A 12,764-nucleotide genomic window follows, 5' to 3' on the forward strand; every position below is an offset into this window, starting at 1 on the left:
ACCTTTTTCATTTCAATCAACCGTTTTTATTTATTATTCGGTTATCTTCTAGCCATTTGATACTATATCAAACAAAAACGCTTACGTCAACAATAAACACGAACATTATAAAAAAATAAAATTATAATATTCGCTTTTGACGTATACACAAAAAAGCCAGCGAATAAATAGTACCACTACTATACATTCACTGGCTCTTTTACATGCGGAATCGCAATTTCAACTTTTGTGCCTACCCCTATTTGACTTGTAAATGAAATATGCCCCTGATGCTGTTCAATAATTTGATAGCTGACCATCAGACCTAAGCCTGTTCCCGTTTGCTTCGTAGAATAGAACGGCTCACCTAAACGAGCTAGTGATTGTTCGTCTATTCCACAACCCTGATCTTCAATTGTTACTACGCCATATCCGTTTCTTTTTTCTGTTCTAACCGTTACTACACCTTTATCCATTGATTCCAATGAATTTTGAATAAGGTTTATGAATACTTGCTTTAATGCATTCTCCTCACAGAGAATTTCAATGTCTCCTTCGAGAAAACTTTTAATTTCACTATTTTTATAATTTGCATGAGTAGTAAGCAGTAACGTTACATGATTTAAAATTTGGTGAAGGCTTTTCTTCTTAAAAGGGTGCTCGCTTTTTGGCTTTGCCAGCGTTAAAAACTCTTGAATAATTGATTCAACGCGATTCAGTTCTTCTAGCATAATATCATGGTAGGATTTATTATACTGCTGAGATGCATTTAATAATTGTACAAACCCTTTAACTGCAGTCAATGGGTTTCTTATTTCATGGGCTACGCCAGCTGCTAACTTGCTCACCATCATGAGCTTTTCAGACTTACTTGCCATTTCATCATACTTCTTTCGATCAGTTACATCACGAATAATATACTGAATGGCATCTTCGCCTTTAAATTTAATTTTTGTTGCAGAAGATTCAATACTAACCACTCCGCGCTTAGTTAATAACTTCACTTCAGCCCGAGGGCGAATAGACATTCCTTTCATGAGCTGATTCATTCGTTTTTTTACGATTTCTAGATGTTCTGGATGGATGAAGTGAAGCCAATATCGCCCTAGATAGTCCGCTTTTTTAGTTCCACCAAGCATACGCACACCAGCTGGGTTTATGTATTGAATCTTGCCTTCTTGGGTAACGATAAAAGCATCTTGACTCTGCTTTACAAACTGTTTGTACTGCTTCATTTTCCGGATAACTTCCTCTTGCTTTTCAAAACTAGAAGAAAATTCCTTCCACTGTACAACAAGAAGATGAGGTTGCTCTTTCATTCTCTGAATATGAATATGTATAGGCACTTGTTGGTTTATTTGCTTGTTCAGTACAACCACTTCTTCTTCACAATTATGAAGAGGAGCAATATCAGCTTTTTTAATTAAAAATTGGCTAACGTGCTGAAAGACATTGGAAGAAAGAAGTTGCTCTTTTTCTTTCTTAAATAGATGTGCACAAGCATCATTTAAAGCTTGAACTTCTCCATTAAGATCCATGATAAGCATGGGTGTTAACGACATTGAAAATAGCTGTTCATATAGCCTTTCTTGATCCATATGTTCACCTTCAGTTATTAGGATAGTAATTATAGTATAATATGGAAAAATAACATTTGGCAAAATATTTTTATTTTTCCGAACAAAAATATTTTCCCAACCTTCGCATAAATGGAGCTCTTTCCACCCCGAAGTTTGAAAAGAGCTCTTTAGATAAACTAGCAGATGTAACTGCACCCAATGATAACTAATAAAATAAACAGCACAAGAATTAATGCAAATGAATTTCCTGATCCACAGTGGTGGTGGTGATACCCTCCAACCGGATAGTGACATTGATCATAGCAATCATAATTATACATAGCAATCTCTCCTCATTCGTGATATTCGTTTAGCACATTGTTACTTTATGTTGTGAAAAAGCGATGTGTATGTGCGAATGCCCATTTTTATTCTCCTTTTTTTATTGTCAAATTCTTCATTCCAAGGAGTATAAAACAAAGAATCGTTATCATTACAAGAACTGCACAGTACTTCTTGATAAGTGTAAGTAGAAAGCCTACATATGGAATATGGTAAGAGTATGATCCCACTACCCTTTCACCTGGCAAGACGGTATTGGCTTCTATCACTACCAATGAGCTTTGTCGAGCAACTAGTACAACTCCTTCGGTATCCATATCTTGTGATGGCTGAAAAACGACTACTGACCCGCTTGGAACTCCCGGTCCATCTTCTTGCTGTAACGTTACAGTAAATCCAAACAAAGCCGGTAATAAACTCGCAACAATAAGAGTAAAAAAAACGGCATAACACACAAGTACATACCGAAAGACGGTGAACCACATGCTTTCTTTCATAATGCAGTCACCCCTTTTAGTAATTTAATAACTAAAATGAGAAGACAATGAAATACAGTAATAGAAGAATGAGTCCAAATCCAGTGAGCATGATTTTGAGCATCTTCTCATAAAACAGCTTCATCCTCTTCACCTCTTTTACTTATAACCATTGCGGATTAACGGCTATGATTCATTCTATTCAAGAAAAAGCAAGATGAAAGTTGGTCAATTGTTTTACAGCATAATTTATGAGTTTTAGCATATGTTTGGTTACGTATAGATTTCTTTTTCTACTCCGTATAACAGAGGAGCTGAACGCATGGCTAATTATTCATTTGACCAATACATTAAAAAAGCAATGAAATATGATTTCTTATCAAACTACTACAAATATAGCGACCCTTCCCGTCATATTGCTTATTACGAAAAGCATTTATACTATGTGCAACAAGCAATCTTAGCAGGGGACCATACACAAGGACCACGAGTAGCTAAACCAATGGCCAGAATTTTCCACGCTTCTCCTGATGCACCTTCCGTTGATATTTACTTGAATGGAAGACGTGTCATTCGTAATCTTACTTACAAGCAAGAAACCGACTATTTGCCTTTAGGAGACCCAGGTCGCTATACAATTTCTGTTTATCCTGCTGGCCAAACAGAAAAACCGTTACTTACAAAGTCGTTTACGTTTGAAGGGAACCAAAAATATACGGTTGCAGCCGTAAATAATTTAAACGAGCTAGAATTGCTTTTTATTTATGATGATAGTAAAGTTCCCAGTGGAGAAACAAAGGTGAGGTTTATTCACCTGTCTCCTAATGCACCAGCAGTTGACATTGCTGCCAGAGGGGGAGACGTTGTCTTTTCCGACGTTACGTTTAAGGAAATCACTAACTATCTAGGATTATCTCCAATGTTTGTACAGCTTGATGTACGAATAGCAGGAACCGATGATGTTGTTCTATCTATTCCACCTCTCAGCCTGCGTCCAAACCGAGCTTATACTGTCTATGCAGTAGGTTATGCACAAGGAAAACCTGCATTAGAAGCCTTAATTTCACAAGATCGCTAACGCCAAAAAAGCTCTCAGTAACAAATTATTACTGAGAGCTTTTTGGCTATTCTTTCTTTGAAATTAATTTGACTTGTATATCATCATTTTCTAAGTCAAACTTTTCAACCTTCACATTAAAATCTGTTTGAAGCTCCATCTCTTGAAGAGCTACATATACCGATTCACTCTTCGGATCGATGGTCACCCATTCAGGAAGATTAAAATTATTATTAACGTAGCGAAGTACTGTTTTTACCGGAAGTTGAATTTTTCCAATTGATAGCGTTTCTTGTTCAAGAACAATATCTCCATTCTCTTGCACTTCCGGAGTAAAGGTCATTCGAATATCAATATCATCTCCAAAAACCTCAATGGTTCCATCTAGCTGCACGACATCCGTTAACGTGATGTCGTAATTAAGAGGCTGATTATTAAGCTCTCTTTTTAGATACTTATCAATAAGTATATTTAAATCTTCTTTTTTAGCTAAAATTGTTAGTTCAGCGTCCCCTTCTACGTCTCCAGACTTCAGCGGTGTTACTTCATCGACCGGTTGAAAGATAAGGCCAATGATTACAACCGCTAAGAGAAGGTTAACGCTTAGCAATCCAATAAATAACCATTTCCACTTCTTCATTTCATAAGCTCCTTACTCGTTTCCGTTCGGTTCTTCTCCCTGTGCTTTCTCTTTGTTTTGACCCAATAAAGGATCTTCTTCCTCCATTGCATGGCTAATTCGTTCCGCCATTAACTCATACCCTTTTTTATTAGGATGAAACTCGTCTTTTCCTAAGAGGTTGTCAGGAGAATCGTAAAAGATATCATCTACTTTCACATATGTTACATTTCCATAATTCATTGCCACTTGTTGACTTGCTTGGTTCCATTCATCAATTACAACATTAATCTCTTTCATATCACTTAGCGTTTTAAAAAATGGATTATAAAATCCTATTAAATAAATATGTGCATCTGGGTTTAGCTTTCGAATTCGTTGAAAGACCTCATTTAAACGTTTTTCATATTTTGATTTTTCTGATTCAAATGTTTTAATTGAAATATCATAAAAATAGTCCCTTACAACTTTCATTACGTCGTTACCACCAATTGTAACATAGATCATGTCTGCTCTTGAAACTTTGCTCGCAATTGATGGATCTTTCAGTCTTGCTAACAGCTGATCCGTACGATTACCTTTTTTGCCCAGGTTAGAAATTGTTACATTTCCCACTTCGTTTTGCTTAGCAATATACTGTTCAATAAAAGGTACGTATCCACCTTTTTTGGATTCATCTCCTATACCTTCCGTTAACGAGTCGCCTATCGCAACAGCTTCTAATTCCACAGGGAAAAAGCCCTTTGGTATTTGTTCCTTTTTTGTAAGCTGAACTTCTTTTTGATCTACAACGTCCTCTTGGTTAACAAGAAAGGTAGGCTGAGAACAGCTAGCTAAAGTGACAGAGCACACGCTTGCCACGATTATTTTTTTCCATCTTTTCATCACAACACCTACTTACTATGCTGTATTCTAGTTGTCACCTTGCTTGACTAGATTTACTATAGCGCACTTATATATCTTTATATAGTAACATACCTTGTCAAGGGCGGTCTTTTCCATGTCTATAGTATATGTAGAAAGATGGATAAGAATGTTTATTCTAAAAAAAGGTAACCATGAATTAAAATACGACTTTTAACTCATAGATACCTTCTTTTTACTTACTTAACGTTTTCATATCTTTAATAATCTCGTCATATGGAGTATCTCCTACACCACTATAAGACTTCATAACAGTGCCTTCTTTATTGATCAAATAAAAAGTTGTAGCATGAATAACTTGCGGATCTTTTTCTGGCTTTTTCACAACAGCTTTAAATTGGTCCAAAGCAAATTTTTCAATTTCTTGTTGGGTGTAACCCGTTAGAAAATGCCAATTCGAAAAATCTGCATTAAACTTAGTAGCAAACTCTTTTAATTTATCTGGTGAATCATTCTCTGGATCTACACTAAAAGAAATAAAATTAGCATCAAGTCCCTCTTCTTTCACCATTTTCTGAAGCTTAGCCATATGAGCAGTCATTGGTGGACAAACTGTTTCACAATTTGTAAAAATAAAATTAGAGACCCAAACCTTCCCCTTAAGATCGTCTAGACTAACTTTTTTATTCTCTTGATTTGTATAAGTAAAAGAATTGAGCTTCCAATTTAAAGGGTCTTTAATTTGTGATCCACAAGCTGCTAAAACAAGAATTAAAACCAAACACAGTAGCATCAGCTTTTGATTGTTGTTTTTCAATATCTTTTCCCCCAGTACGATGGTTTACGTTTTATATGCTGGTATTAAAATAGTAAACGTAGATCCTTTTCCTTTCTCACTTTCAACCGTAATTTTGCCTCTCATTTCTTCTATAATTTGATACGATACCATTAAGCCAATCCCTGTACCTTTTTCTTTTAATGAATAAAAAGCTGTTCCTAGCCTCTCCAACTCTTGTTTCGTCATTCCTTCACCGGTATCTTTAATTGCAATTTGAACTTGATTATCTTGTACATCAATAGACACAGAGAGCTTTCCACCATCTTGCATAGCTTCAATACCATTTTTCATAATGTTAAGAAGCACTTGGTTAAATTCATTTTTATTGCCTCGAACGTATGCTAACTGATTCGTTTGAATTTCAATTTCAATATTGCTTGTTAACAGTGCATATGAAGACAATAAATCAACTAAGCTCGTTACGCTTACGATGCAGTCAATAATATCTACTTCTTTTACCCCAGGTCGTGCTAAAGATAAATAATCGTTAATGATAACTTCGGCTCGGTCCATTTCGCTAATCATTAAATGAATATAACCCAACTCCGATTTTGTTAGCTTTTGGTTATCTTGAAACAGCTGTAAGAAACCTTTTACCACGGTCATTGGATTTCGAATTTCATGCGCGACAGATGCAGCTAACTGACCAATTGCATTCATCTTCTCTGCACGCTGAAGCTCCTTTTGAAGTTTCGTTCGTTCCATAATAATCTCAAGTTCATCCAGAGCTTTTTCTAAATCTCCACTAGACTCCAAGCTCGATTGCTTTACTGCCAACTGTTCTTTTGTAGCAGCAACCTGCTGGAACAAATGCTGTAATCTTTGTGTCATTACATTAAACTGCTGGCTGATTTGACCAATTTCCGAAGCATCTTTCTGCTGTAATTTAACTTGAAAGTTACCATTACTAACTGATTTAATGCCCTCTACTAATTCTTTAAGAGGCGCCATTACCACGCGCAGCCCCCAATCTTGAATAAAAATAATGATTGTAAATAGAAAAAGAAGAGCAAAAAATAGTAATGAAAACAAACGCTGCTGATAAATTGTCATTACGCTAGCATCAACATCAATTGCCAGCATAGCAATAACTTCGCCTTTTTCGTTTAAAATAGGAGAAAAGGCAGTAATCCATGTCCCAAACTGATCCGTATATGTATCTGTTATCGCTTCTGTTTTTTCTGTTTTCGCTTTCATAAAATGGGTATAAAACTCTTTTTTTCCATAGTATATCATAGAAGGTTTAAGCTGTTGACGCACCTTTGGATTAGCAGTAACAACTATTTTAAATCCATGATTTTCATAAGGTTCTACTGTAAACAGATGACCTTGTAAATATTCTGGACTTGCCTTATAAATACGCTCAAACTGTTTCTCAATCCCTGTTCGAGCTAAAGCACTAGGTAAATCTTCTGCCTTAACAGATTGCGTGATCTCATTAGGAGATAACGTCTCTTTCCAAAGCTTTGTTGTCGTTAGTGCATTCTGAGTGAGTAACTGCTTGGTCGTTACATTTTGGAGATAGTAGCTAACCGAAGCTGTCCCAACTCCAACAATAATAACAATTAACGTGGAGAACAAAACAGTTTTGTTAAACACACTTAAATTCCGAATATAATTTCTCATGATTGCACTCCATATAGATTTTTTTCAAAATAGACAATGGTTACTTTTTAACTATTATAACATTTTTTCACCACTATTAACGTTGAAGTCTATATGATTTTCCCAATAAAAAAGTGACCTGCTCATCAGACAGATCACTTTCAGTTCATTCAGCAAAGTACATAAACCCGATTGCGCCAACCCCTGTATGAGTAGATATAACAGGTGTTGTCTCTTCAATTATAAAATCTTCATAGCCACAGGCAGCAATAATCGATTCTCTTAGCTTTTCAGCTAGTTCACGCCCTTCTGCATGTACTAATCCGATACCTTTAATTTGCTTTCCTGCCGTCTCTTCGACGATTTGCTTTGTTAAAAATTTCACGATTTGAGAATGACTCCTAACCTTTGCAACAGGCGTATATACCCCATCAGCAAGTGAAGCAATAGGCTTAATATTTAGTAGCGAACCAATTAACGCTTTACCTCGTCCAATTCGCCCACCTTTTATTAAATTTTCTAACGTATCGACTACAACAAATAGTGTCGTATTACGACGAATTTCATCCAAACGCTGGACAATTTCGTGCATTTCAGAACCCTGTTTAATCATATCCAGAGCTTCAAACACCTGAAAAGAGAGCGCTTTTGAGATATACATAGAATCCACTACGGTAATATTTCCATCTACCATTTTAGCAGCACTTTCTGCTGAACGTACTGTACCACTCATACCGCCTGTCATATGAATTGATAAAACATCGTATCCTTCATTTACAAGGCGCTCATATACTTCAACAAAGGCTCCAACCGCTGGCTGAGAGCTTTTTGGTAATACATCAGACCTTTTCATCTTTTCAATAAAATCACTTGGCGTTATTTCAACTCGATCTAAATATGTTTCATTATCAATATTAATCGATAACGGAACAATTTCAATACCATATTGAGCTGCTTGCTCTACGGTTAAATCTATTGTTGAATCCGTTACCACTTTAATTTTCGTCATGAGTTCACCCCTACAAAATCCTTTGCGCTCATTATAGCATTGTTCTAAACTTGGTTACAGCAATATCCTAAAGTGTTTGTTACTACGTTAGTATAATACAACTATTTCACGTAAAACATAAAAAGTTGACTACGCTGAAGAATCCAGAATAGTCAACTTTTTCTCTTCAAGCATTATGTTTTAATGCGTCAGACTTAAATAGCTGTTCATAATCTTTCCATTTCAACACACGTTTTAAATATTCTTGAAACGAGTAGGTTTGTTTCGGCATGGATTTCTTCATAATATCCGTTATCAAAGCATTTAACTTTACAGAGATTATAAACCGAAATGTGCTATCTTCCTCCAATACTGGAATATCAATAATTTTTACCTTTTGACCATTCTCATGTTTAAATTCAAGGCTTTTCAATAGCAAGGCGATCAACCCTCTTTTTACCCGTTTCTTTTATTATACATGGTAAACTAATTACTTGTCTTTTCATTTTTACTTTATTTTTAGAAAAAATGTCTCATGGACATCATATTCGACGTACAATGAGACATTCCTTTGTCATACCGCTAATTTATTACAGGCTATGTTATCAATTTTAAATAAATAAATGGAACAAGCTGCTTTCTTTATTAATTTCCGTATAAGGAAATCCTTTTTTATCCATTCGGCTAATTAATGGATAATAATCCTCTTTATGTTTTAATTCGATACCCACCAACGCTGGACCGCTATCTTTGTTATTTTTCTTTGTATACTCAAATCGTGAAATGTCATCGTTTGGCCCAAGCACTTCATCTAAAAATTCCCGTAGTGCTCCTGCTCTCTGAGGGAAGTTCACAATAAAATAATGCTGCAAACCTTCATACATCATGGAACGCTCTTTGATTTCTTGCATACGACCAATATCGTTGTTTCCTCCACTGATAACGCACACTACTGTTTTTCCTTTAATTTGTTCACGATAAGAGTCTAAAGCAGCGATGGAAAGTGCACCGGCAGGCTCTGCAATAATTGCATTTTCATTATAAAGGGATAGAATGGTTGTACAGACTTTCCCTTCAGGAACAATAACGATATCATCAACCACTTCTCGGCTAATCTCGTAAGATACGCTACCAACGGTTTTTACGGCTGCCCCATCTACAAATGGATCAATAGACTCAAGCGTTACAACTTCCCCTCTATCAAAAGACGTTTGCATTCCAGCTGCTCCAGCAGGCTCTACGCCAATAACTGCTGTTTTAGGAGAGATACTTTTCACATAAGTCCCTACGCCTGAAATTAGACCGCCTCCCCCAATACTTCCAAACACATAGTCTATTTCATCTTCACAATCATTAAACATTTCAACAGCAACCGTTCCTTGTCCCGCAATTACATCAACGTCATTAAAAGGGTGAATAAACGTTCTCTTTTCTTCTTCACTGCACTGGATCGCTGTTTCATAGGAATCATCGAACGTATCACCTGTTAAAACAATCTTTACATTATCTCTCCCTAAAAATTTAACTTGGTTGACCTTCTGTCGGGGAGTAGTGCTAGGCATAAAGATTTTGCCATCAATGTTCAAATGGCGACAAGCATAAGCCACACCCTGTGCGTGATTACCGGCACTTGCACATGCAATTCCATGCTCTAACTCCTGCTTCGTCAATTGCTTAATACGATTATACGCTCCTCGAATTTTAAATGAACGAACGACTTGCAGATCTTCACGCTTCAAATACACGTTACATTCATAACGTTCAGAAAGCACATCATTGCGCTGTAGTGGTGTATGTACAACAACATCTTTAATCATTTGATTCGCAATCATGATGTCCTCTAACTGTACATGTTTTGTTCGATTATCTACTTGTTGTTTCATAACCAACTTCCTTCCTCTTCCTACCTTTTTTTAATTTGTACATTATATCACATAAAATTTAGAAAAATCATTATTTTTAGTTAATCTTTTGATTTTTTTTAATCAGCATATTTTCAGCAGGATAGTAAACAGTAAAAAAAAGATCGAAAGCTGGTGAGTAACATGGAGTATACGTTAAAAAGCATTGATAGTGCCATTCCTTGTGAAGTAACTGTTGATGATGATAATGGACGATACATGCTGAGAAATGCAGATACAAGCGGGGAAGTGTTCAATTCAGCTTCTGAGCTTACGCAATGGGTCCAAAAACACTGGAATGAGAAACAATTTGTTAATCCAGAAGAATTTAGACAATTAGTTCATCATTTGCAGGAATATATTGAACAAAAAAAGCGTCTCACTTAAGAGACGCTTTTTGATTGCATTGGATGATGATTGTTTAAAGCTTGAATAATCTGCTCACGAACTTCATGGTGAATCACGTTTGGATTACTTTCTGCATCTAGATGCGTTGTAATTGCAGGTAAAACTCGTATGGTTACATCTGCTTTTTGGAACCCAACTTTAGACTGTTCCATAATTTTCGATGTTCCTTGGATAGCAACAGGGACAATTGGTACCTTAGCATCTAGCGCAATCCTTATACTTCCTTTTTTAAACTCACCAATTCCTTCGCCTTTACTTCGTGTCCCCTCTGGAAAAATGACCATTGAATGCCCTTCTTCGAGTAAGCAAACACTATCTTTTAAAGCTTGAACCGATGCTCTGCGATTAGCTCGATCAATGAACACACAGTCCATTACTTCCATCCACCTTGCAACAAGCGGAATTTTTTTTACTTCAATTTTTGAAAAGAAGCCGAATGGCTTTTCTATAAAACCAAGTAAAACGGGAACATCAAAGTTGCCTTCATGATTACTTACAAACAGAACTGGCCCCTTGGGAATGTTGGATTTTCCAGTTATTTCAACGTTGGCTCCAGCAATTTTTACAAGAGTGCGCGCCCAGTGTTTAGGGATCTGATGCTGTTCTTGTCTTTTACGCTCATTACTCCACTCAGTTGGCAGCCGCTTCATTTTAGATAGAGTAGGTAAGCTGAAAATAAGATACGTAAAAAAGTAGATAAAAAACACAATCATTCGAATCATTTTCATTCTATTTCTCCCAATAAACATACTGACTTGCTGTGGGTAGTTATTTCATTATGAACGTTCATAAACTGTGAAGTAGTAAACATAGGGATTCTTTTCATCCTTAATACCTTGCTTTTTGGATACTTCTTTCCAAACTGATGAATCAATTTCAGGAAAGTATGTATCTCCTTCAAACGCCTCTTCTATATGAGTAACGTATAAACGAGTCGCCACATTCATAGTTTGCTCATATACTGTTGCTCCACCAATTACAAAAAGCTCACTTTCCTCTTCAAGAGACATAAGATCGTCAACAGAGTGAATAACTTTTACACCTTCATGATGATAGTCTTTATTCCCTGTTAAAATAACGTTGCGTCGGTTTGGAAGAGGCTTGCCAATTGATTCAAACGTTTTACGTCCCATTACAATTGTGTGGCCCATTGTGGTTTGCTTGAAATACTGTAAGTCAGCTGGCAAACGCCAAGGTAAATCATTTTCTTTCCCAATTAGGCGGTTGTTGTCCATCGCTACAATTAACGAAATCATACGCTAACCGCTCCTTTAATATGAGGATGTGGATCATACTCAACGAGCTCGAAGTCTTCAAATTTAAAGTCAAAGATAGATTTGACTTCTGGGTTAATCTTCATTTTTGGTAGGGAACGAGGTTCACGCGTTAACTGTAGGTTTACTTGTTCAAGGTGATTTGTATAAATATGAGCATCCCCAAACGTATGAACAAAATCACCTGGTTCTAAATCGCACACTTGAGCAACCATCATTGTCAGAAGGGCATAGGATGCAATATTAAAAGGTACGCCTAAAAAAATATCAGCTGAGCGTTGGTATAGCTGACAAGATAATTTACCATCTGCTACGTAGAATTGAAATAAGCAGTGGCATGGCGGAAGCGCCATGTTATCAACATCCGCAACGTTCCACGCACTTACCATCAACCTTCTTGAATCTGGATTATTTTTAATTTGATGAATAACATTTGTTATTTGATCAATGGTACTTCCTTCTGGTGTTGGCCAAGAGCGCCACTGGTGACCATAAACAGGGCCTAATTCTCCATTTTCATCAGCCCATTCATTCCAAATACGTACGCCGTTATCTTGTAAATATTTGATGTTTGTATCACCGCTTAAAAACCATAATAATTCATGAATAATTGATTTTAAATGAAGCTTTTTAGTGGTTAAAGCAGGAAACCCTTCTTGAAGGTTAAATCGCATTTGGTAACCAAATGTACTAATTGTTCCTGTTCCTGTCCGATCTTCTTTTTTCGTTCCATGTTTCAGTACATGTTCACATAAGTCGAGATATTGTTTCACTTCCGACACTTCCTTTTTCAAAAGTCTTTCTCTATTGTATAGGCGATTTTTTCTCATGTCTATGAGAAAGTGCAGGGTTTC

General features: G+C 36.3%; 15 protein-coding genes. 2 read left to right on the forward strand and 13 right to left on the reverse strand.

From position 1 onward, the window contains the following. Positions 1–179: 179 nt before the first annotated feature. The 3 genes from NIZ91_14630 to NIZ91_14640 all read right to left on the reverse strand — a co-directional run bounded on the left by NIZ91_14630 (position 180) and on the right by NIZ91_14640 (position 2,377). A complete protein-coding gene (locus NIZ91_14630; protein ID USY53983.1) occupies positions 180–1,577 on the reverse strand; it encodes an ATP-binding protein in 1,398 nt (465 codons plus the stop codon). A gap of 158 nt (positions 1,578–1,735) precedes the next feature. After that, the gene (locus NIZ91_14635) at positions 1,736–1,879 is read right to left on the reverse strand and encodes a YjcZ family sporulation protein (GenBank protein USY53984.1); all 144 of its coding nucleotides are present in this window, start codon (positions 1,877–1,879) and stop codon (positions 1,736–1,738) included. Positions 1,880–1,966: 87 nt separating this feature from the next. Further along, entirely contained in the window at positions 1,967–2,377 is a 411-nt protein-coding gene (locus tag NIZ91_14640) for a hypothetical protein (GenBank protein USY53985.1), read from the reverse strand. A gap of 301 nt (positions 2,378–2,678) precedes the next feature. On the opposite strand from NIZ91_14640, the gene NIZ91_14645 reads away from it, so the two are divergent. Further along, positions 2,679–3,434 carry a DUF4397 domain-containing protein gene (locus tag NIZ91_14645; protein ID USY53986.1) on the forward strand — a complete coding sequence of 252 codons (756 nt, stop codon included), beginning with the start codon at positions 2,679–2,681 and terminating at the stop codon, positions 3,432–3,434. A gap of 46 nt (positions 3,435–3,480) precedes the next feature. Here the strand turns inward: NIZ91_14645 and NIZ91_14650 are convergent, their stop codons facing one another. From NIZ91_14650 to ilvA, 7 genes are all read right to left on the reverse strand, one after another. After that, the gene (locus tag NIZ91_14650; protein ID USY53987.1) at positions 3,481–4,053 is read right to left on the reverse strand and encodes a YpmS family protein; all 573 of its coding nucleotides are present in this window, start codon (positions 4,051–4,053) and stop codon (positions 3,481–3,483) included. A 12-nt stretch (positions 4,054–4,065) separates the two neighbouring features. Next, on the reverse strand, positions 4,066–4,917 hold the full coding sequence (locus NIZ91_14655; GenBank protein ID USY53988.1) for a GDSL-type esterase/lipase family protein: 852 nt from the start codon (positions 4,915–4,917) through the stop codon (positions 4,066–4,068). 214 nt (positions 4,918–5,131) lie between these two features. Further along, a complete protein-coding gene (locus NIZ91_14660; GenBank protein ID USY57178.1) occupies positions 5,132–5,689 on the reverse strand; it encodes an SCO family protein in 558 nt (185 codons plus the stop codon). A 48-nt stretch (positions 5,690–5,737) separates the two neighbouring features. Continuing rightward, complete coding sequence (locus NIZ91_14665; GenBank protein ID USY53989.1) at positions 5,738–7,360, reverse strand: ATP-binding protein; 1,623 nt, start codon at positions 7,358–7,360, stop codon at positions 5,738–5,740. Positions 7,361–7,505: 145 nt separating this feature from the next. Beyond that, complete coding sequence (locus NIZ91_14670) at positions 7,506–8,348, reverse strand: DegV family protein (GenBank protein USY53990.1); 843 nt, start codon at positions 8,346–8,348, stop codon at positions 7,506–7,508. Positions 8,349–8,514: 166 nt separating this feature from the next. Beyond that, the gene (locus tag NIZ91_14675; protein ID USY53991.1) at positions 8,515–8,766 is read right to left on the reverse strand and encodes a YpmP family protein; all 252 of its coding nucleotides are present in this window, start codon (positions 8,764–8,766) and stop codon (positions 8,515–8,517) included. Positions 8,767–8,938: 172 nt separating this feature from the next. Then, positions 8,939–10,210, reverse strand: coding sequence for a threonine ammonia-lyase IlvA (gene ilvA / locus NIZ91_14680; GenBank protein USY53992.1), 1,272 nt, complete (start codon positions 10,208–10,210; stop codon positions 8,939–8,941). 162 nt (positions 10,211–10,372) lie between these two features. Here ilvA and NIZ91_14685 point away from each other — a divergent pair, with 162 nt between their 5' ends. Beyond that, on the forward strand, positions 10,373–10,615 hold the full coding sequence (locus NIZ91_14685) for a hypothetical protein (GenBank protein USY53993.1): 243 nt from the start codon (positions 10,373–10,375) through the stop codon (positions 10,613–10,615). On the opposite strand, the gene NIZ91_14690 is transcribed toward NIZ91_14685, so the two are convergent. The 3 genes from NIZ91_14690 to NIZ91_14700 are packed head-to-tail and all read right to left on the reverse strand — an operon-like array spanning position 10,612 to position 12,683. Continuing rightward, positions 10,612–11,364 (reverse strand): 1-acyl-sn-glycerol-3-phosphate acyltransferase, encoded by a 753-nt coding sequence (locus NIZ91_14690; protein ID USY53994.1) that lies wholly within the window; start codon positions 11,362–11,364, stop codon positions 10,612–10,614. The genes NIZ91_14685 and NIZ91_14690 overlap by 4 nt on opposite strands. A 48-nt stretch (positions 11,365–11,412) precedes the next feature. Beyond that, positions 11,413–11,892, reverse strand: coding sequence for a dihydrofolate reductase (locus NIZ91_14695; GenBank protein ID USY53995.1), 480 nt, complete (start codon positions 11,890–11,892; stop codon positions 11,413–11,415). Further along, positions 11,889–12,683 (reverse strand): thymidylate synthase, encoded by a 795-nt coding sequence (locus NIZ91_14700; protein ID USY53996.1) that lies wholly within the window; start codon positions 12,681–12,683, stop codon positions 11,889–11,891. The genes NIZ91_14695 and NIZ91_14700 overlap by 4 nt, the downstream gene beginning before the upstream one ends. Positions 12,684–12,764 lie beyond the last annotated feature (81 nt).

Source organism: Bacillus sp. 1780r2a1, assembly GCA_024134725.1.
In the GTDB taxonomy this organism is placed as follows: Bacteria; Bacillota; Bacilli; order Bacillales; family Bacillaceae_H; genus Priestia; species Priestia aryabhattai_A.

Bases quoted from the DNA above. Each gene is read 5' to 3' on its own strand.
- ilvA (USY53992.1), bottom strand. From the start codon at position 10,210: ATGAAACAACAAGTAGATAATCGAACAAAACATGTACAGTTAGAGGAC.
- NIZ91_14655 (USY53988.1), bottom strand. From the start codon at position 4,917: ATGAAAAGATGGAAAAAAATAATCGTGGCAAGCGTGTGCTCTGTCACT.
- NIZ91_14670 (USY53990.1), bottom strand. From the start codon at position 8,348: ATGACGAAAATTAAAGTGGTAACGGATTCAACAATAGATTTAACCGTA.
- NIZ91_14650 (USY53987.1), bottom strand. From the start codon at position 4,053: ATGAAGAAGTGGAAATGGTTATTTATTGGATTGCTAAGCGTTAACCTT.
- NIZ91_14645 (USY53986.1), top strand. From the start codon at position 2,679: ATGGCTAATTATTCATTTGACCAATACATTAAAAAAGCAATGAAATAT.
- NIZ91_14660 (USY57178.1), bottom strand. From the start codon at position 5,689: ATGCTACTGTGTTTGGTTTTAATTCTTGTTTTAGCAGCTTGTGGATCA.
- NIZ91_14640 (USY53985.1), bottom strand. From the start codon at position 2,377: ATGAAAGAAAGCATGTGGTTCACCGTCTTTCGGTATGTACTTGTGTGT.
- NIZ91_14690 (USY53994.1), bottom strand. From the start codon at position 11,364: ATGAAAATGATTCGAATGATTGTGTTTTTTATCTACTTTTTTACGTAT.
- NIZ91_14685 (USY53993.1), top strand. From the start codon at position 10,373: ATGGAGTATACGTTAAAAAGCATTGATAGTGCCATTCCTTGTGAAGTA.
- NIZ91_14695 (USY53995.1), bottom strand. From the start codon at position 11,892: ATGATTTCGTTAATTGTAGCGATGGACAACAACCGCCTAATTGGGAAA.
- NIZ91_14630 (USY53983.1), bottom strand. From the start codon at position 1,577: ATGGATCAAGAAAGGCTATATGAACAGCTATTTTCAATGTCGTTAACA.
- NIZ91_14665 (USY53989.1), bottom strand. From the start codon at position 7,360: ATGAGAAATTATATTCGGAATTTAAGTGTGTTTAACAAAACTGTTTTG.
- NIZ91_14635 (USY53984.1), bottom strand. From the start codon at position 1,879: ATGTATAATTATGATTGCTATGATCAATGTCACTATCCGGTTGGAGGG.